Origin of the sequence: Paenibacillus hemerocallicola, from assembly GCF_006265175.1 — a bacterium.
GTDB classification, from domain to species: domain Bacteria; phylum Bacillota; class Bacilli; order Paenibacillales; family NBRC-103111; genus Paenibacillus_AB; species Paenibacillus_AB hemerocallicola.
In genome coordinates this window covers 447-18,710 of sequence record NZ_VDCQ01000004.1, presented here as the reverse complement: position 1 = coordinate 18,710, position 18,264 = coordinate 447, and the positions used below count along the sequence as shown (strand labels likewise).

Genomic DNA, 18,264 nt, shown 5'->3' with positions numbered 1-18,264 from the left:
TTCCCGGAAAGAGGTGCAATCGAAATGTTGACGCAATCGCAATTGGACGAGTTTGCCCGGAACGGGTTTCTGAAAGGCGACATTTTGCTTGGAGACGAAGAGGTGGAGGCGCTCCGGCACGAGCTGGACGATGTTATCGAAGGAAAAACGGTCAACCGGCCGGTACTCAACCGCAACTTATTGGAAGGCTCCCTGTATGACGATATGAAAATGTCGGTCAGCGAGCGGGTCGTGCAAATCGTCAATATTTGGATGGCAAGCGAGAAGTTTCTCCGGCATGCCGCCCATCCGGTCATTTGCGCGGAAATCGCGCAATTGTGCCGAACCGATACGGTTCGAATCTGGCACGATCAAGTGCAATACAAGCCCCCGGTATCCGGCGGACCGACAGGGTGGCATCAGGATTACCCCTTGTGGCCGATCATTCGGCCGGCCGAGCTGGTCAGCGCTTGGGTGGCGCTCGACGATGCCGTAATCGGGAACGGATGCATGTGGATGGTGCCGGGCAGCCACAAATGGGGCGATCATCAAAAATATTTGGCCAGCGACTCGGACTTCAAGCCGTACCATAAACAGCCGGAGCTGCTGCCCGAGAGCGCCGTCGTCGAAGCCGTTCCGTTCGAGATCAAGAAAGGCCAAGTGGGCTACCACCACTGCATGACATGGCACGGAAGCCCGCATAATCGCTCCGATCGGAAGCGCAGAGCGATAGCGGTTCACTACATGCCCGGGCATACGCGCTACGAACCGAGCGGAAATCATGTGATGAAGGGGCACGTCGCCGTACGACCGGGAGAAATTTTAGCCGGCGAAAATTTTCCGGTCGTTTACGGAGCTCCCGCCGACACGGAGCTCCCGCCAGCATTGACAATGACGGGTGGCAACGATAAAATGATGGAATGAAAGCCGTTTCCGGGCAATATGCCGGACGGCATACTGTCAAAGCCATGACGAAACGAGTAAGCCGTCGACCTTGATCCAGAGAGAAGGTTCCGGCGCCGGACCGCTGCAGCGTCCGACGCCAGGCTGCAAGAACCTTTATGAAGAAGGATGGCCGAAGCTGCTTCGGAGCGTGGACAAACTCCACCGGGTACGGAACCGTTATTTTCCGCTTAAGGCGATTGAGGGCCGCAGCCCGTTCGCGACGCGTCCCGCGATTCCCCGTTGAATCCGGCAGGCGCATCGTTCCTGTCTGCGTCCGCAATAACCAGGGTGGTACCGCGAGAACGATCTCGTCCCTGACTTTCAGGGGCGTTTTTTGTTTTTTTCGGGCCGATCGTGAACCAATATTGTTTATTAGAGAATCTCATTTGCTTCCTTTTATGGAGGAAGGTCGACATCGTCGCGTATATGGAGACAGCGGCCTACCGCGAGTGAGAATAAGCCCATTCAAACGGAGGAGCATAACGATGAAAGCAAGTGAAGTTCGCCGAAAGTGGCTGGAATTTTTCGCAGGCAAAGGACACAAAATCGAGCCGAGCGCATCGCTCGTGCCGCATAACGACCCATCCTTGCTCTGGATCAACGCCGGTATGGCGCCGCTCAAGCCGTATTTCGACGGCCGCGTCGTTCCGGAAAATCCGCGCATCGCCAACTCGCAGAAGTGCATCCGCACGAACGACATCGAGAATGTCGGCAAAACGCGCCGTCATCATACGATGTTCGAAATGCTCGGCAACTTCTCGATCGGCGATTACTTCAAGGAAGAGACGATCTCCTGGGCATGGGAGTTCCTGACCGACAAAAAATGGATCGGCTTCGATCCGGACCGGCTGTCCGTTACCGTGTATCCCGAAGATACGGAAGCCTACGAATTTTGGAACAAGAAGATCGGCATTCCGGAAAACCGTATTTACAAGCTCGAGGAAAACTTCTGGGACATCGGCGAAGGTCCGTGCGGTCCGTGTACGGAAATTTTTTACGACCGCGGCGACAAGTACGGCGATTTGAGCGATCCCGAGTGCTGGCCGGGCGGGGAGAACGAACGGTTCCTCGAAGTATGGAACCTCGTATTCTCGCAGTTCAACCATAACAAGGACGGCAGCTACACGCCGCTGCCTAACAAAAATATCGACACGGGAGCCGGTCTGGAGCGTTTCGCCTCCATTCTTCAGGACGTCGATTCCAACTTCGACACCGACCTGTTCCAGCCGATCATTCAGGAGACGTGCCAAATCGCCGGAGTCGCGTATCATACGAACGCGGACCACGATGTAGCGCTGAAAGTAATCGCCGATCATATCCGCACGGTCGTATTCGCCGTCGGAGACGGGGTGCTTCCGTCGAACGAAGGCCGCGGCTACATTATCCGCCGCTTGCTGCGACGCGCCGTACGCTATGGCAAGTCGCTGGGCATCGACAAGCCGTTCATGTTCAAGCTGACGCCGGTCGTCGGCGAAATTATGGGCTCGTACTACCCGGAAGTGGTGGAGAAGCGGGAATTTATCGAGAAGGTGATCCGTACCGAGGAGGAACGGTTCCACGAAACGTTGTCCGACGGCCTGGACATGCTCTCGGCCATTATTGAAGGCTTGAAGAAAGAAGGCGGCTCCGTCATCGGCGGGCACGATGCGTTCCGCTTGTACGACACGTACGGCTTCCCGCTAGACTTGACCGAGGATTTCGCCTCGGAGAACGGGTTTACCGTCGACCACGAAGGCTTCGAGAACGAAATGGAAGCCCAGCGCAGCCGCGCCCGTTCGGCCCGTCAAGAGACGGACAGCATGAAGGTGCAGGGCGGACCGTTCGCCGACTTTACGGTTAAAACCGAATTTGTTGGATATACTGATTTGGTAACAAGTGCTAAAATTACCGCTATCGTGCACGGAGACTCGTTCGTCGATATCGTGGGCGCGGGCGAGACGTGTCAGGTCGTGCTCGACCGTACGCCGTTCTACGCCGAAAGCGGCGGCCAAGTAAGCGATCGCGGCTCGCTGTCGAACGATCAGGTTCAGGCTGAAGTGGAGGACGTGTGGAAAGCCCCTCACGGCCAGACGGTGCAAACCGTCAAGGTTGCGTCAGGGACTCTTCGCGCGGGAGATACCGTCCAAGCCGCGGTTCACGTCGGCAAGCGCGACGATATCGTCAAAAACCATACCGCCACGCACCTGCTGCACAAGGCGCTCAAGGAAACGCTCGGCGATCACGTCAATCAAGCGGGCTCGCTTGTCGAGCCGGACCGGCTGCGCTTCGACTTTTCCCATTTCGGCAGTATCAGCGCCGAAGAGCTGGCGCAGATCGAGCAGCGCGTCAACGAGCAGATATGGAGACAGACCGGCGTGACCATCGAGCAGAAGCCGATCGCGGAAGCGAAGGCGATGGGCGCGATGGCCTTGTTCGGCGAGAAGTACGGCGACGTCGTCCGGGTCGTGCAAGTCGGCTCCTACAGCATCGAGCTGTGCGGCGGCTGCCACGTCCGCAACACGGCGGAGATCGGATTGTTCAAAATCGTCAGCGAGAGCGGCATCGGCTCCGGCGTGCGCCGGATCGAAGCCGTCACGGGACGCAGCGCTTACCTGTACTTGGACGGTCAGCTCCAGCTTCTGCGCGAAGCGGCAGGCTTGCTCAAGTCGGGCGTGCCGGACGTTCCGAAACGTGTCGAGTCCGCACTCGCCCAGATCAAGGAGCTGAACCGGGAGAACGAATCGCTGCGCGGCAAGCTGAGCTCGATCGAAGCCGGATCGCTCACCGACAACGCGAAATCGGTCGGAGGGGTAACGCTGCTTGCGGCCAAGGTCAATGCCGGCGATATGGATTCGCTGCGCAACATCGTCGACCAGATGAAGGTGAAGCTGGGCTCCGCCGTCATCGTCCTGGGAGCGGTCAGCGACGACAAGGTCAATCTCGTCGCCGCCGTGACGCCGGACCTCGTGCAGAAGGGGTTCCACGCCGGCAAGCTCGTGAAGGAAGCCGCATCCCGATGCGGAGGCGGAGGCGGCGGAAGACCGGATATGGCGCAGGCCGGAGGCAAAGATCCGTCCAAGCTTCCGGAGGCGTTGGCGGCCGTGGAATCGCTTGTGGCCGGGCATGCTTCGGCGGCCAACTGATATTTATACGAACAAGTTGTGAATTTTTCTCCGATCCGACAGGAATTTTGCGGAGAATGACGAATAAATAGATTAGAGCGCATACTAAAATTTTACATTCGCTGCACACTATGGCATTACAGCAATCGGGGGGTGTTCTGGTAATGAATCCGATGGACAAAACGATGAAATTCGACGTCAAAGCCGATGGCGTGGAAACTTCGCCGAAGGAGGTACTTCTGGCGGTGTATGACGCCTTGCAGGAGAAAGGATACAATCCGATCAACCAAATCGTCGGTTATTTGTTATCCGGCGACCCTGCGTTCATACCCCGCCATAACAACGCGAGAAGCCTTATCCGCAAAAGGGAACGCGACGAGCTGATCGAAGAATTGGTCCGTTTCTATCTGCAGCACCATAAATGACCGATGGCCGGTGGAGCTTTCCATCGGCTTCCGTGCTTATTCGCGGGGAGCGGATAACGGGAAGCCGGCCGTCGGCGACGGGAGAACACAATGGCTCGAACTATGGGATTGGACTACGGTGATAAAACGATCGGCGTAGCGGTCAGCGACGAATTCGGGTGGACGGCGCAAGGGGTCGAAGTGATCCGGAGGCGCAAGCCCGAAGATGATTTGGAGCGTTTGCGACAAATCGCAGGGGAATACGAAGTATCCGATATCGTGGTTGGTCTGCCGAAAAACATGAACAATACGATCGGTCCGCGGGGAGAAATCTGCATCGCCTTTTCCGATACGCTGCGGGATGCGCTGCAATTGCCCGTCATGCTGTGGGACGAACGGCTAACGACCGTTTCGGCGCAGCGGACGCTGCTCGAGGCCGATGTCAGCAGGAAGAAGCGGAAGCTGGTCGTCGACAAGATGGCGGCCGCGCTCATTTTGCAAAACTATTTGGATTCCAAATCGAAAAGGTGAGGTGTGCCCATGTCGAAGGAAGAAGAGTTGAACCTGGAAGAGCCGGAAATCATTTATATTCCGGATGAAGAAGGCAACGAGGAAGAATTCGAAGTCATCATGAAATTCGAAGTCGAATCCGGACAATTCGCCGGCAACAAGTACATGATGGTCGTACCGGTCGAGGTGGACGAGGAAGACGAGGAGACGGACGAAGTATACGCGTTCCGGTACGAGGAAGACGGCGACGACCTTCAGCTGTATACGATCGACAACGAAGAAGAGTGGAACGAAGTGGAAGAAACGTTCAATACGCTCGTCGCGGAGTCGGAGCTCGGGGATAAGGCATGAGCGACGGTCAAGAGGGATGGAACCAAGCGGAGGCGATACGCACGCTGCGCGAAGCCTACGGGAACGAAATAGTACTGTTCGACGAGCAGGATGAATCGGTAGCGTACCGGATTTTGGCCGAGTTCCGGCACAACGGAAACGATTACGCGGTTCTCCAAACGGATGAGCTGAAGAAAGAAAAGGAAGTTGCTATCTTTAAAATTTCCGTTTCCGGCGATGGCGAGCCCGAGCTGGAAACGATCGAAGACGACGACGAATGGGAGACGGTTTCGGAAATATACGACGAAATGTCGTTTCCCATTCAGGATCGGCCTTAATCCGGGTGGCACCCACCCGGTCCGGCCGGATACGAGATAGCGACTACGGGCGGCTCACGGACCGCTCTTTTTTTCGTATTCCGGTCCGGCCTGCCGGGGAAAGCTGCCGCGGAACGAACCTCGAAACGACATGGGAGAGGAAGCAGATTGAAACGAATCGCATTCATCACGCTGGCAATCGTCCTGCTTGCCCTGGTATTGGCCGGGGCGGGGACGGCGATGTATGTCGCTTATGCGCTGAAGCCGACCGAGGCGGCGGATAACGAAGTGCGGATAACCGTTCCGCCCGGGATGGGGTCGGGACAAATCGCCAAGCTGCTCGAGAAGAACGGGCTGATCCGCGACGCGAAAGTATTTCGCTATTATTTGATTTATAAAAAGGAAGGCGGCCGATTTCAAGCCGGCGAATACGTAATGAAACCCGGCATGGAGCTGGACGAGATTATCGGGAAAATGAACGAGGGCGATACGGTCAGGCAGGAGGCGCTCCGCTTTACGATTCCGGAAGGCTATACGGTGCTGCAAATCGCCGACAGGCTGGAAGGACGGCAGGGCTTCGACCGTCAAACGTTTCTCGACCTGACGAATAGCTTGCAGGAGTTCGCATCGGTCAAATGGGTGGGCGACATTCCGGACGATCCCGGGCTGAGGCATCGGCTGGAAGGGTATTTGTTTCCCGAGACGTACGAGCTCAAGACCGACAGCACGACGAAGGACATGGTGCTGCGCATGGTAACCGAGCTGGACAAGAAGCTTGCGGGGCTGCCGGCGGATTGGCCGGACAAGCTGAAGCAAACGGGCTTGACCTTTCACCAGATGATGACCGTCGCCTCTCTGATCGAGCGCGAGGTGGTCGACGACGAGGAACGGGCCATAGTGGCCAGCGTCATCTACAACCGGATCAAAATCGGCATGAAGCTGCAAATCGACGCGACCGTTCAATATATGCTGGACAAGCCTAAGGAACGGCTGTTCGAGAAAGATTTGCTTGTAGACAGTCCTTATAACACTTATAAAATCGCCGGACTTCCTCCGGGACCGATCGCAAGCCCCAGTCTGAAATCGATCCAGGCCGCGTTGTACCCCGTGGAGACGAAGTTTTTGTTCTATGTCACGAAAAGCGACGGGACGCAGAAGCATACGTTTGCGGAGACGTACGACCAGCATTTGAAAAATATAGCGGATAGCAAGAAGAGGTGACAACCGCAATGAGCGAGTTTGCAACACGAGAACAAGCGGGCTGCCGCAAGCCCGAGCTGCTGATCGGCGCCGGCTCGATCGAGGAAATCGGGCGACTGGCGAATGCCGGAGCCGATGCGTTTTATATCGGGGACGACCGTTTCGGGATGCGGCTGACGGGAAATATTCCGCAGGAGCGGATCGGGGAAGCGATTCGTTTTGCACATGACAAAGGGGCAAAGGCGTATGTCGTATGCAACGGTATTTTGCATAACGAGGTGCTTCCCGAGCTGCCCGACTACTTGAGGCTCATCGCGGATGCTGGCGCGGATGCCGTCGTGTTCGGCGATCCGGCGGTATTGATCGCCATGAGGCAGGCCGGCGTCAAGCTGCCGCTCCATTGGAACGCCGAAATGACGTCGACGAACTACGTGACCGCCAACTATTGGGTCGGCAAAGGCGCGACGCGCGTCTTTCTCGCCCGGGAGCTCAATATGGACGAGGTGGCCGAAATCAAACGGCACGTGCAGGCCGAAGTGCAGGTGCAGGTGCACGGCATGACGAACATTTATCATTCGAAGCGGACGCTGCTGACGAATTATTGGAAGCATCAGGGACAATCGGCGCAAGGCGAACGTCTCGATGCGGACCGCAAGCTGTTTCTGATCGAAGAGGAGCGCAAGGACGAGAAATATCCCATTTACGAGGACACGAACGGAACGCACGTAATGAGCGGGGACGACATGTGCATGCTGGAAAGCTTGCACGAGCTTATAGAGGCCGGCATCGACAGCTTCCGGATCGAAGGGCTGCTCAAGACGCTCGAATACAAGGAGACGGTCGTCCGCTGCTACCGGAAAGCGATCGATGCCTATAAGGCCGATCCCGGGGGCTACGTCTTCGACGAGGCGTGGCTAGAGCCGATTCGCGAGCTGCAGGACCCGGATCGGGAGCTGTCCTTCGGCTTTTACTACAAGGAGCAAGTATACTGACAGGGGGCGGGATCATGATGGGCAATACGCTGGAACAAGCCGTTCATACGAAGCTGAGGCCGGGACAAAAACCGGAGCTGCTCGCTCCCGGAGGAAGCTTGGAAAAGCTGAAATTCGCGATCCATTACGGCGCGGATGCCGTCTATATAGGCGGGCAAAAATACGGGCTGCGCTCGAATGCCGACAACTTCACGTTCGAGGAAATGCGCGAGGCTGTCGAGTTCGCGGACCGGTACGGCGCCAAAGTGTTCGTGGCGGCCAACATCTATGCGCATAACGAGGATGTCGCCGGGATCGAGGACTATTTGCGCAATTTGCAGGACGCCGGTATCGCGGCGATCATCGTTGCCGACCCGGCGATTATCGAGACGTGCAAGCGGGCCGCGCCGAAGCTGGAAATCCATCTAAGCACGCAGCAATCGACCGTCAACTGGCAAGCCGTGCAGTTTTGGAAGGAAGAGGATGTCCATCGGGTCGTGCTGGGCCGGGAGGCTACGATGGAGGAGATTCTCGAGATCAAGCGGAACGTCGACATCGAGATCGAGACGTTCATCCATGGCGCGATGTGCAGCTCCTACTCCGGCCGATGCGTGCTGTCCAACCATTTCACCGACCGCGATTCGAACCGTGGCGGCTGCTGCCAATCATGCCGTTGGAAGTACGACCTGTTCGAGGACGGCGACGTTGAGCTCGAGCAGATCGTGACGGAGCGGGAAGCGCCATCGGACCGGCCGCCGAAAAAGTTCAAGGATGGTATGACTGGGATTCCGCTGTTCCAGGGGGAAGATCCGTTCATGATGAGCGCCAAAGATTTGTGCATGATCGAGCATATCCCCGAGATGATCCGTTCCGGCGTGGAGAGCTTCAAAATCGAAGGCCGGATGAAGAGCATCCACTATGTAGCCACGGTCGTAAACGCGTATCGTCAGGCGATCGACGCTTACTATGCCGATCCCGAAGGGTATGAGCTGAAGCAAGAATGGCTGCGGGAAATATACAAGGCGGCGAACCGGCCGCTGAATACCGGCTTTTTCTTCGACGCTCCGGACCACGAGGATCATATTTTCGGTCCGGAGGACAAGCGGATCGACTACGACTTCGCCGGACTTGTCGTCGGTTATGACGAATCGACGGGGGTAGCGACCGTTCAGCAGCGCAATCATTTCAAGCCGGGCCAGGAAGTCGAGTTTTTCGGTCCGGGCGGAACGTTGTTCAAGCAGAGAGTCGGCGAGCTGACCGACGAAGAGGGCAACGTGCTGGACGCCGCGCGCCATCCGCTGCAGCTCGTGAGGTTCAAGGTCGAGCAGCCGGTCAAGGCGATGGACATGATGCGCAAGCAGGTCGGGCGGAAGAAGTAATCGCATAGCTACGACGTTGGAGGGGGGACGAATGTCCGCCCTTTTTTTTGCGCGAAAGTTACCTTCGCTAAACCAGGAAAGCGATATGAGACTTTCATTACCGGGAAAACAACCGCTGAATCGCGGTCGCTCACCCTTGAAATACGCTGACGGACGGTTTTTATAACGTTACGGACAAACATGCCGCTCTTCGGGGCCCCACAGATGACTCTTAAGCTCGGATGCACGTCATCGATCGGGTTTCGATCTGAAGCTTTTCTTCGCAGACTGCAGCGAATTCGAAATTAACGGAACGGTTTTCCGCTATCGTCCCGATTTACACGGCTATTCCGAAAATAGCGGAACTTCGCTCCGTTATACCCGATTATCGGGAAGAACAAGGTTTAAAACCATTTCATAGCGGAATATTATTCCGTTATTGTGCGGTTTGCAGTGGTATACGGACCAATAGCGTACGTATGTTCCGTTATTACTTTTTTAAAACCCGAACAGCTGCCGGGACCTGTCTAACCACTCGGGTGACGAATGAAGCGGCAATGCTTCAGAAAAGCGTCGCTTATCCCGTCCTCGGCAAATAGGTTCCGTTTGCCCGTTCCCCTCTTTGTCGATACTGGTAGAAGACGACAAGGACAGGACGAAAGAGGAATAAGCCTATGAAGAAGCGCAGAATATGGTTCGGTTTGCTTGCCATGACGCTGATGTTATCCGTTCTGCTGGGGCGTCTGGCGTGGATACAGATAATCGATTCGGGCAGCTTTTCGCGCCGGGAAATCGATCTGATCGGCAACTCGGTCGGGCAGCGCGAGCAGGGGATCGAGCTGGACAGCGGCCGCGGGCAATTTTACGACCGCAACGGCTTGCCGATAACCGGGGAAACGGTACGGGCGCTGGTGCTGTTTCCCGTTAAACGGAGCGCAGCGGACAAAGACGGCGGGATGCGTCAGATCGCCCGTATTTTGGGTGCGGAGGAAAAGAGCTGGAACGATTTTTACGCCAATGCGAATGTTCCGAAAATGTGGACCGAGCCCGGAACCGGGCTTCCAATCCCGCTTAATGCCGACCAGGCGCGTCGTATCGTTCAGCTCGCTGTCCCCGGCGCGGAGGTTATGGAGACGGTACGCCGCTACCCCGCCAATGCGGCTGCCAAGCATGCCATCGGGTTTATCGGGCAAAATCCGCAGCGGATCGAGTCCCGATTCGCCAAGCAGCTGTCGCGGGGCAGCTTATCGCTGACCAGCCGGATCGGGGCGGCCGGACTGGAGAAAACGATGGAGCCGTATTTGCAAGGCGTCGGCAAAACATCGGTCAGCTTGTTCACGGACGGGAACAACCGTCCTTTGTCAGGCCTCGACGTGCGGCTGGTCAGTCCGGGCAACCCGTATTACCCGCTGCGGGTGCAGACAACGCTCGATTTGAACGTGCAGAGGAAGGTCGAGCGCATATTGGATCAGGCGGGCATCGCGTCAGGAGCGGCCGTCGTTCTGGATGCGGAGAACGCCGATGTGCTGGCGATGGTCAGCAAACCCGATTTCGACCCGTATCGCATCCTGCCGGATAATGGCGATTGGGGGAATAAAGCGATCAAAGCTATCGCTCCCGGCTCCGTGTTTAAAACCGCCGTCGCCGCCGCCGCTCTGGAGGAAGGGATCGTCAAGCCCGACGAGACGTTCGAGTGCAACGGCACATTCGGCAAATACGGCTTTACTTGCTGGCTGCACGGAGGACACGGAACGATTACGCTCGAGCAGGCGTTCGCTCAGTCGTGCAACGTCGTGTTCGCGAAAGTGATGCAGCGCCTAAGCGGCGAAAAGCTGCAGGAGATTGCCCACAAGCTCGGTCTGGACCGGCAGGTCGGTTGGACGGAGGAAAACTCCGGCGGACAAGCTTGGAGCCAATTGGACGGCGAGGAGCGGGGGCAAATTTTTGCCGGGAGGCTGCCTTCCGAGGATGAGGGCATTCGCGTTCAAACGGCTATCGGACAACGGGATGTGCTCGTTTCTCCGCTTCAGGCGGCAAACCTCGTCGTAACGCTGCTGCACGGCGGGGAAGTGTTCAGCCCGCGCATCGTCCGGGACGTCCGATACCGATCCAATACGGTAGCCCAGTCATTTCCCGTGCACGTCTTATCCTCAAGCCAAGATGGCATTTCCTCCCGTACATCGCACGAGATCGGGAAATGGATGCAGGAGGTGGTGAGGACCGGTACGGGCAAGCCGCTTCAGCAGGCTAAATGGAAGTTGGCGGGGAAGTCAGGAACCGCGGAAACGACCGTCGGGGGACGGGCTGCCGTTCATCAATGGTTCGTAGGCTACGGACCGGTCGAGCGTCCCCAATATGCGGTTGCCGTCGTAGCCGAGAACGAGCCGGAGAACGGTCCGAACCGTTCGTTAGCCGCATTCCGCGATATTATGAATGCGCTGGCCGCACAGTAGAAGCGGCATATGCCCGGGGGCAAACGAACAGGAAGATGTCCCCGGCCCGGCATACGATATATCGTTATCCGCACATGTATAGCTTATGCGTCACGATTATTGCCGCATTCGACATTCGGTAAAGCTTGGCTTCCGCTAACGAAGGCTTTGGCGACATCGAACGGGATGGCTTCGTCAGAAACGTTTGAGGAGGGATATTGATGGAACAAACGCTGCAAGAGGAGGGAATGGAAGCGAAAATCGCATCGTCCGAGCCCGAGACGGCTGCAGCCGTTATCGAGGAGCCCGCCGTAACGGCGGCTTCCGCGCATCCGCCGGACGTCGAGGAGAAAGCGAGAATATCGCGTCAGGTCGCAAGCAAATGGGTGAAAACGTCCGTTCTGCGACAAGACGGGAGAGTCGCCCAGCATATTCCGGAAACCCGCATCTTCACTCCAGATAATTTGTCCGCCATGTTGGCCAGATACGGGAAAGTCGTCATGAAACCGGTCGTCGGCACGGGTGGCTCGGGCGTCATTATGGTCATCAAATCGGGTTCCTCGTATACGATCCGCCATCGCCGCAAAGCAACCCGATACCGCAGCTTCGGCGGCATGCTGGCTGCGGTAAAGGCCATCAAGCGGAAACGGTCTTATCTCGTGCAAAGAGGAATTCATCTGGCTACCATACGGGGACGTCCGATCGATTACCGGGTCAAAGTCGTGAAGGTAAACAGCAGATGGGTTACGCGGTCCATGGTAGGCAGGCTGGCGAATCCAGGCATGTTCGTCACGAACTTGTGCCGCGGCGGGACGATGCTATCCTCGGCGGAAGGCATCAGGCGTTCGCTGTCAGGCTCGCTCGTCAGGCGCAAAAAAAATGAAATGCGCAATGTGACCCGCATCAGCACTCATTTATTGGAGAAGCATTTTCCGGGTATCGGGGAGCTTGGCTTCGATTACGGCTTCGACCGCTCCGGACGGTTGTGGATTTTCGAAGTCAATACGAGACCGCACTAATCGAATCTCTTGTAACGCGTTGAACCGCAATGGATCGCCGGGAATCAGACCGGCGATCCATTGCGGTTTAAGAATGTGTAGCCAAGTGGCGCGCGTACTGATACGGGAGCAGGAAGCTCCTCCTGGCGGCATCTTCTCCGTACACTTTGCGGATAACCGATTTGCCCGGCTTGATATTCGCTTCCAGCAGCCACAGCTCGCCCGACCGATCGACGGCGAAGTCCAGGCCGAATTCGGTAAACCGTTTGCCATAATCGGCTTCCAGATGAGGAGGAATATGACGGGACAGCTCGCCAAGCCGATCCATCAGTTCGTCTACCTTGTCCGGCTCGAAAATGCCCTGCAAATACGCCCTCGTATCACAGGCGCGGCCGCCGCCGCAAATGTTGGACGTAATGCTGTTCGGAGGCCCCTCGCGAACCGCGGTTCCGGTCGTCACCCATTCGCCGCTTCCGTTCTTCTGTACGAGCGAGCGAATATCGAACACGCGGCCTTCCGGGTTGCGGATGTCGATCCATCGTTGCAGCAAGTAGCTTCCGCCTGCCGCAGCCTTCCGCAATACGGAACGGACGTTGCGCTCGTTGCCGGAGAGGACCGCCCTGCCGTTTCGACGCAGTGTCCAGCCGTCGTCCGCACGGCTCAGCTTCATAATGCCTTTTCCGCCTTTGCCGTTTATCGGCTTGATCATAATCGTACCGTGCTCGCGCGCGAAGGCGAATGCGTCTTCCGTCGTCTTCATCGGCTTGGTCGGCAGCAGGTGCGGCCTAATGACAGGCGATGCGAGCAGATGCTGCTGGATGGTCCATTTGTTTCCGGAGGCGAAGCCGGTAAAACGGATAGGCGTCGAGTTTTTGATCCGGATCGACTGGTGCACGGTTTCGCGTTTCGTGTAATAGCCGATGTCGATCGCTACGGTCGGATACACGCTCGAGGTTTTTCTCCAGCGCGAGCCGGACACGTAAACAAATCCTTCAATTCGTTTGCTTGTCAACCGGACACCGCCCGGCGCGAACAACAAGACGCCGGAGAAGCCGGCGGAAACGGCTGCGCGCGCGTGCCGCATGAAGCGGCCGGGGGTGCCGATTCGTTGGGTCATAATGCCTAACAGATTCGTTTTCATACCGTATCACCCGAAATGTCGAATGCGTGCAGATTGTAAATGTCATCCATTCAGCATATGCCGGCCCGTATTGTTGGTGCAGCGGCCCCGCTGCAATCGGGCGGTGCGCGTTTAAGGCTTCCCCGAAACGTGAACAATGGTGTAACGTATGGCCAACACGAACACCAACATTCGGGAGGTTAACAGCATGAATGGAAAACAGTACGGTTTGCTTTCGCTCGGGCTGCTGATGCTCGCTGCTACGGGTTGCGATTCGAAGCCGGTCTCGGGACCGGCCGCAGCCGAATCCACGGAGTCCATGGTTCGCGCTACCGTCGTGAACGCCGAAGGGAAGCCGATCGGAGGGGCTACGTTTACTCAGGAGGCCGGTGGCGTACGGGTGCGTTTGGATGTGACGGGCATCCCGCAGGGAGTACACGGCTTTCATTTTCACGACACGGGAAAATGCGATGCGCCCGATTTTACGAGCGCCGGTCCCCATTTGAATCCTCAGGGCAAAAAGCACGGACTGCTCAGCATGGAAGGACCGCATGCCGGTGATTTGCCGAATGTGACGGTCGGCGCCGACGGAGCCGCCAAGGCGGATTGGCTGGCAAGCGGAGTGACGCTTGCGAAAGGAAAGCCGAACTCGCTTCGCAAGGAGGGCGGCACCGCCATCGTGATCCACGAGAAGGCCGATGACGGCATGACCGACCCGGCAGGCAATTCCGGCACTCGCATCGCTTGCGGCGTCATTCGCTGATCGGCTGCGTAATTACGGCCGTAGAGCTCCAGCTTCAACTTGTCCGGATGATTCCGTTCAATGGTCGAGACCGTCCCGTGGGGCGGTCTTTTTGGTCAGAATTTATATGTCTCGGGTCCCGCAAAGGTACCAGGATAATTATCGGAGCAGACGCCCCACTTTGCGAGGTTATTTGGTCGGTTCCGAATAATTCGACGTAGTCTCCACTTTATCTGGCAAATTATGATACACTCCAGTTAGGAAGCGCTATCATCGTATTTCCTGGAGGGATGTATTATGACCGCTGTATCGCCATCGAAATCAGGACCGGTAACCGCGATTATCGTCGGAGCCGGTCATAGGGCGATTATTTATGCCTCTTACGCGAAAAGGCATCCGGACGAGCTGCAGATCGTAGGCATCGTAGACCCGGATCCGACCAGGCGGAGGCGGACGGCCGACATGTTCGGATTAACGGACGAGGCGTCCTACGTCGACGTGGAGGAGCTCATAAGCAGAAGCGGGAAAATTGCCGATACGGCCATTAATGGAACGATGGACGCTCAGCATGTGCCGACTTCGCTGCCGCTGCTGGATGCCGGCTATGACGTGCTGCTGGAAAAGCCGATCGGCACCGGGCAAAGCGAAGTGCTCGAGCTACTCGCCAGCGCGCGCCGGAACGGGCGCAAAGTGATGATTTGCCACGTGTTGCGATATGCTCCGTTTTATGCGGAAGTACGCCGTCGCGTGGCAGCCGGCGAAATCGGCGACATTATGAGCCTGCAGACGGCGGAGAATGTCAGCTACCACCATATGGCGATGGGCTTCGTCCGCGGCAAGTGGAGAAGCAAGGAAACGGGCGGATCGTCCATGCTCATGTCGAAATGCTGCCACGATCTGGACCTGCTCGCATGGATGAAAGGGGGCATCGCTCCGACAACGGTAAGCAGCTTCGGCGGACGCAGCTATTTCCGGGCCGAGAAAGCTCCCCTCGGCGCGGGCGAGCGTTGTCTGGACTGCGCCATAGAGGAATCGTGCAATTATTCCGCCAAGAAGCATTATTTGGAGCAGAAGCTATGGGCGCCGTACTTGTGGCCGGACTATCATCTGGGCGTCGTTCCGTCCATGGAGGAAAGGATCGAATCGTTGCGCACGGATAATCCGTACGGACGCTGCGTCTGGAAATGCGACAATGATGTGGTCGATCACCAATCGGTCGTCGTAGAATTCGAGGACGGGTCAACCGCTTCCCATAATATGACCGGAGGGACGTCGAAGCCGTGCCGCTCCATTCACTTGATCGGGACGTTTGGAGAAATACAAGGGGTCATGGAGGACGGATACTTCGTCGTCCGCCGGCCGGACCCGCGTGCGGGGCACGAATACACCGAGGAGCGGATCGAGCTTAACGTATCGAAGGACATGCATGGCGGCGGCGATTTGCGGCTGGTCGAAGATTTCGTTCGGGTCGTACGCGGAGAAAAGCCTTCCATCTCCTCTACCGCGCTGGAGGAATCGATATACGGCCACTTGATCGGCTTCGCCGCAGACCGTTCGATGGAGAGCAGGAAACTCGTGGCGCTGGAGACGTTGTAAGGGATCAATAAGCTTGATTTGCAGGAGGGATGCGGATGACTTTGCTGGGTGGTGTCGATATCGGAGGAACGAAATGCGCGATTTCGATCGGACAAGCACGGGACGGCAACATAGAGGTTATCCAAAAGATGCAATTTCCGACCCCGCCGACGCCTGAGGCAGCGATTGACCGCATTGGCGAGACGATGGAACGGCTGCTTGCGGACGAACGGCGGGGCGAAACGATCGGCGCGATCGGCATTAGCTGCGGCGGGCCTCTGAACAGCAAGTCCGGGCTTATTTTATCGCCGCCCAATTTGCCGCTATGGGACCGGATCGATTGCGTGACGCCGCTTCGCGACTCATTCGGCGTTCCGGTGGCGCTGCAAAACGACGCGAACGCTTGCGCATTGGCGGAATGGAAATGGGGTGCCGGCCGGGGGACGCGCAACATGGTCTTTCTTACGTTCGGAACCGGCATGGGGGCCGGGCTTATATTGGACGGACGGCTGTACACGGGCACGAACGATATGGCCGGCGAGGTCGGTCATATTCGGTTGGCCGAGGACGGACCGATCGGCTTCGGCAAAGCCGGGTCGTTCGAAGGCTTCTGCAGCGGAGGAGGCATTGCCGGACTGGCGCGGACGGAAGCGGAGAAGGCGATCCGCAGCGGTAGTGCGCCATCTTTTTGCACCGGCCTGGAGCAGCTGGACGCCATAACCGCGAAATCGGTAGGCGAAGCGGCCGAACGGGGAGACGACCTTGCTTTGCACATTTACCGTACGGTCGGCCGCAAGCTCGGCAGAGGACTTGCCTTGCTGGTCGACTTGCTGAATCCCGAGATGATCGTCATCGGCAGCATATATGGCCGTCAACGCTCTATCCTGGAGCCGATCGCGCTGGAGGAGCTGCGAAACGAGGCGCTGTCGATTTCCGTGGAAGCTTGCCGGATCGTGCCGGCCGGACTGGGCGAGCAGGTAGGCGATCTGGCCGGTTTGTCCGTAGCCTTGAATGTTCTCGAAGCGTGACGGATCGGCGGCAGCATTGTCGGATTCCTGTCACCTTCGCGGGTGCGATGCGACTTGACGGAACGAAATAAAACCGTTTTAATTATAGTAAACGATTTCCCGGAAATTGAGGCGTTTAGATGAAAAAGTCGTTAACGATTCACGATATTGCCAAGATGGCCAATGTATCGTCGGCTACCGTGTCGCGGGTGCTGAGCAACAGCAGCTACCCCGTCAGTCCGGAGCTGCGCTCCAAAATTTTGCGCATTGCCAAAGAAACGAATTACGTTCCGAATTTGCTGGGCAAGCAGCTGAAGACGAAGACGAGCATGACGATCGGGGTTGTCATCCCGACGATCACGAACTTGTTCTATTCCTCCATCATTCTCGGCGTCGAAGAAATCGCCCGCAAAAACAATTATCAGGTTCTGCTGTGCAACTCGTTCCAGGACCCGGTGCTGGAAGACAAATATATTCAGGCGATGTTCGAGAAGCAGGTGCGCGGTCTCGTCATATCGTCGATTTCGAGCGACAAGAAGCAGCTGAAGCATTTTATCGACATGGGCTTGAACGTGGTGGCGTTCGATCAGAAGATGGAGATGGAGGATGTCAGCCAGGTCGATTTCGATTACCGCAAAGGCGGCTACATCGCTACCCGTCATCTGATCGGCAAAGGCCATGAAAGGATCGCCTATGTGACCGCGCCGCTGGACCGGCCGAGCCGCATCAGTATTCACGAAGGCTATTTGACGGCGATGCAGGAGGCGGGCTTTGAGCCGATCGTGCAGGAAGGCGGCAACGAAACGTACAGCGGCACGTACGAGTTCGAGAACGGCAAGGACCAGACCCGCCGGTTGATGGAGAGAGGGGTCCGGCCGACGGCGATTTTTGCCTGCAACGATATGATGGCGTTCGGCGTCGTCAACGAATTGTCTACGCAAGGCGTCAAAGTGCCGGGCGATATATCGGTGATGGGCTTCGACGGCATCGACTTCGGACAGATGATGACCCCGCCGCTTACGACGGTGCTGCAGCCGACCTACGAGATGGGCAGGCTGGCCTGCAACATGCTGCTGGACGTGCTGATCGACGGCAAGAAGCCGGAAGCGGGCGTCATGCTCCAGCCGAAGCTGCTGGAGCGCGAATCGGTTGCGGATTTGCGGTAAATAGGACAAGCTCCCGGACATTCGGTTCCGGGAGCTTGTTTGTTGTCGTGACAGCTGTTATTTGCAGTTGCGTTGAACGGCTGCGATTGCAAAGCTACGACTGCAAAGC

The 18,264-nt window shown here is 57.2% G+C and carries 16 protein-coding genes; 15 read left to right on the top strand and 1 reads right to left on the bottom strand.

The genetic code is table 11. From position 1 onward, the window contains the following. Positions 1 to 24 precede the first annotated feature (24 nt). The 11 genes from FE784_RS03740 to FE784_RS03690 all read left to right on the top strand — a co-directional run bounded on the left by FE784_RS03740 (position 25) and on the right by FE784_RS03690 (position 12,566). The gene (locus FE784_RS03740) at positions 25 to 903 is read left to right on the top strand and encodes a phytanoyl-CoA dioxygenase family protein (RefSeq protein WP_139600792.1); all 879 of its coding nucleotides are present in this window, start codon (positions 25 to 27) and stop codon (positions 901 to 903) included. Between the two features lie 506 nt (positions 904 to 1,409). Continuing rightward, positions 1,410 to 4,046, top strand: a complete 2,637-nt coding sequence (alaS, locus tag FE784_RS03735; RefSeq protein WP_139600791.1) for an alanine--tRNA ligase — start codon at positions 1,410 to 1,412, stop codon at positions 4,044 to 4,046. A gap of 143 nt (positions 4,047 to 4,189) precedes the next feature. After that, a complete protein-coding gene (locus tag FE784_RS03730) occupies positions 4,190 to 4,450 on the top strand; it encodes an IreB family regulatory phosphoprotein (RefSeq protein WP_120749027.1) in 261 nt (86 codons plus the stop codon). 90 nt (positions 4,451 to 4,540) lie between these two features. Further along, positions 4,541 to 4,960 carry a Holliday junction resolvase RuvX gene (gene ruvX, locus FE784_RS03725; RefSeq protein WP_139600790.1) on the top strand — a complete coding sequence of 140 codons (420 nt, stop codon included), beginning with the start codon at positions 4,541 to 4,543 and terminating at the stop codon, positions 4,958 to 4,960. Positions 4,961 to 4,969: 9 nt separating this feature from the next. Beyond that, positions 4,970 to 5,290, top strand: coding sequence for a DUF1292 domain-containing protein (locus FE784_RS03720; protein WP_139600789.1), 321 nt, complete (start codon positions 4,970 to 4,972; stop codon positions 5,288 to 5,290). After that, entirely contained in the window at positions 5,287 to 5,607 is a 321-nt protein-coding gene (locus FE784_RS03715; protein WP_139600788.1) for a DUF1292 domain-containing protein, read from the top strand. The genes FE784_RS03720 and FE784_RS03715 overlap by 4 nt, the downstream gene beginning before the upstream one ends. A gap of 147 nt (positions 5,608 to 5,754) precedes the next feature. Next, entirely contained in the window at positions 5,755 to 6,807 is a 1,053-nt protein-coding gene (mltG, locus tag FE784_RS03710) for an endolytic transglycosylase MltG (RefSeq protein WP_139600787.1), read from the top strand. An 8-nt stretch (positions 6,808 to 6,815) separates the two neighbouring features. Continuing rightward, the gene (locus FE784_RS03705; protein ID WP_139600786.1) at positions 6,816 to 7,778 is read left to right on the top strand and encodes a peptidase U32 family protein; all 963 of its coding nucleotides are present in this window, start codon (positions 6,816 to 6,818) and stop codon (positions 7,776 to 7,778) included. A 17-nt stretch (positions 7,779 to 7,795) separates the two neighbouring features. After that, positions 7,796 to 9,136, top strand: a complete 1,341-nt coding sequence (locus FE784_RS03700; RefSeq protein WP_139600965.1) for a peptidase U32 family protein — start codon at positions 7,796 to 7,798, stop codon at positions 9,134 to 9,136. A gap of 653 nt (positions 9,137 to 9,789) precedes the next feature. Then, the gene (locus FE784_RS03695; protein WP_139600785.1) at positions 9,790 to 11,568 is read left to right on the top strand and encodes a peptidoglycan D,D-transpeptidase FtsI family protein; all 1,779 of its coding nucleotides are present in this window, start codon (positions 9,790 to 9,792) and stop codon (positions 11,566 to 11,568) included. Between the two features lie 200 nt (positions 11,569 to 11,768). After that, on the top strand, positions 11,769 to 12,566 hold the full coding sequence (locus FE784_RS03690; protein ID WP_246131892.1) for a YheC/YheD family protein: 798 nt from the start codon (positions 11,769 to 11,771) through the stop codon (positions 12,564 to 12,566). Positions 12,567 to 12,633: 67 nt separating this feature from the next. Here the strand turns inward: FE784_RS03690 and FE784_RS03685 are convergent, their stop codons facing one another. After that, entirely contained in the window at positions 12,634 to 13,686 is a 1,053-nt protein-coding gene (locus tag FE784_RS03685; RefSeq protein WP_139600784.1) for a YheC/YheD family endospore coat-associated protein, read from the bottom strand. A 187-nt stretch (positions 13,687 to 13,873) separates the two neighbouring features. Between FE784_RS03685 and FE784_RS03680 the strand changes: the two genes are divergently transcribed. The 4 genes from FE784_RS03680 to FE784_RS03665 all read left to right on the top strand — a co-directional run bounded on the left by FE784_RS03680 (position 13,874) and on the right by FE784_RS03665 (position 18,155). Then, complete coding sequence (locus FE784_RS03680; protein ID WP_139600783.1) at positions 13,874 to 14,428, top strand: superoxide dismutase family protein; 555 nt, start codon at positions 13,874 to 13,876, stop codon at positions 14,426 to 14,428. A gap of 276 nt (positions 14,429 to 14,704) precedes the next feature. Further along, entirely contained in the window at positions 14,705 to 16,003 is a 1,299-nt protein-coding gene (locus FE784_RS03675; protein ID WP_139600782.1) for a Gfo/Idh/MocA family protein, read from the top strand. A gap of 35 nt (positions 16,004 to 16,038) precedes the next feature. Next, entirely contained in the window at positions 16,039 to 17,010 is a 972-nt protein-coding gene (locus tag FE784_RS03670) for an ROK family protein (RefSeq protein WP_139600781.1), read from the top strand. Between the two features lie 119 nt (positions 17,011 to 17,129). Beyond that, complete coding sequence (locus FE784_RS03665; RefSeq protein WP_139600780.1) at positions 17,130 to 18,155, top strand: LacI family DNA-binding transcriptional regulator; 1,026 nt, start codon at positions 17,130 to 17,132, stop codon at positions 18,153 to 18,155. Positions 18,156 to 18,264 lie beyond the last annotated feature (109 nt).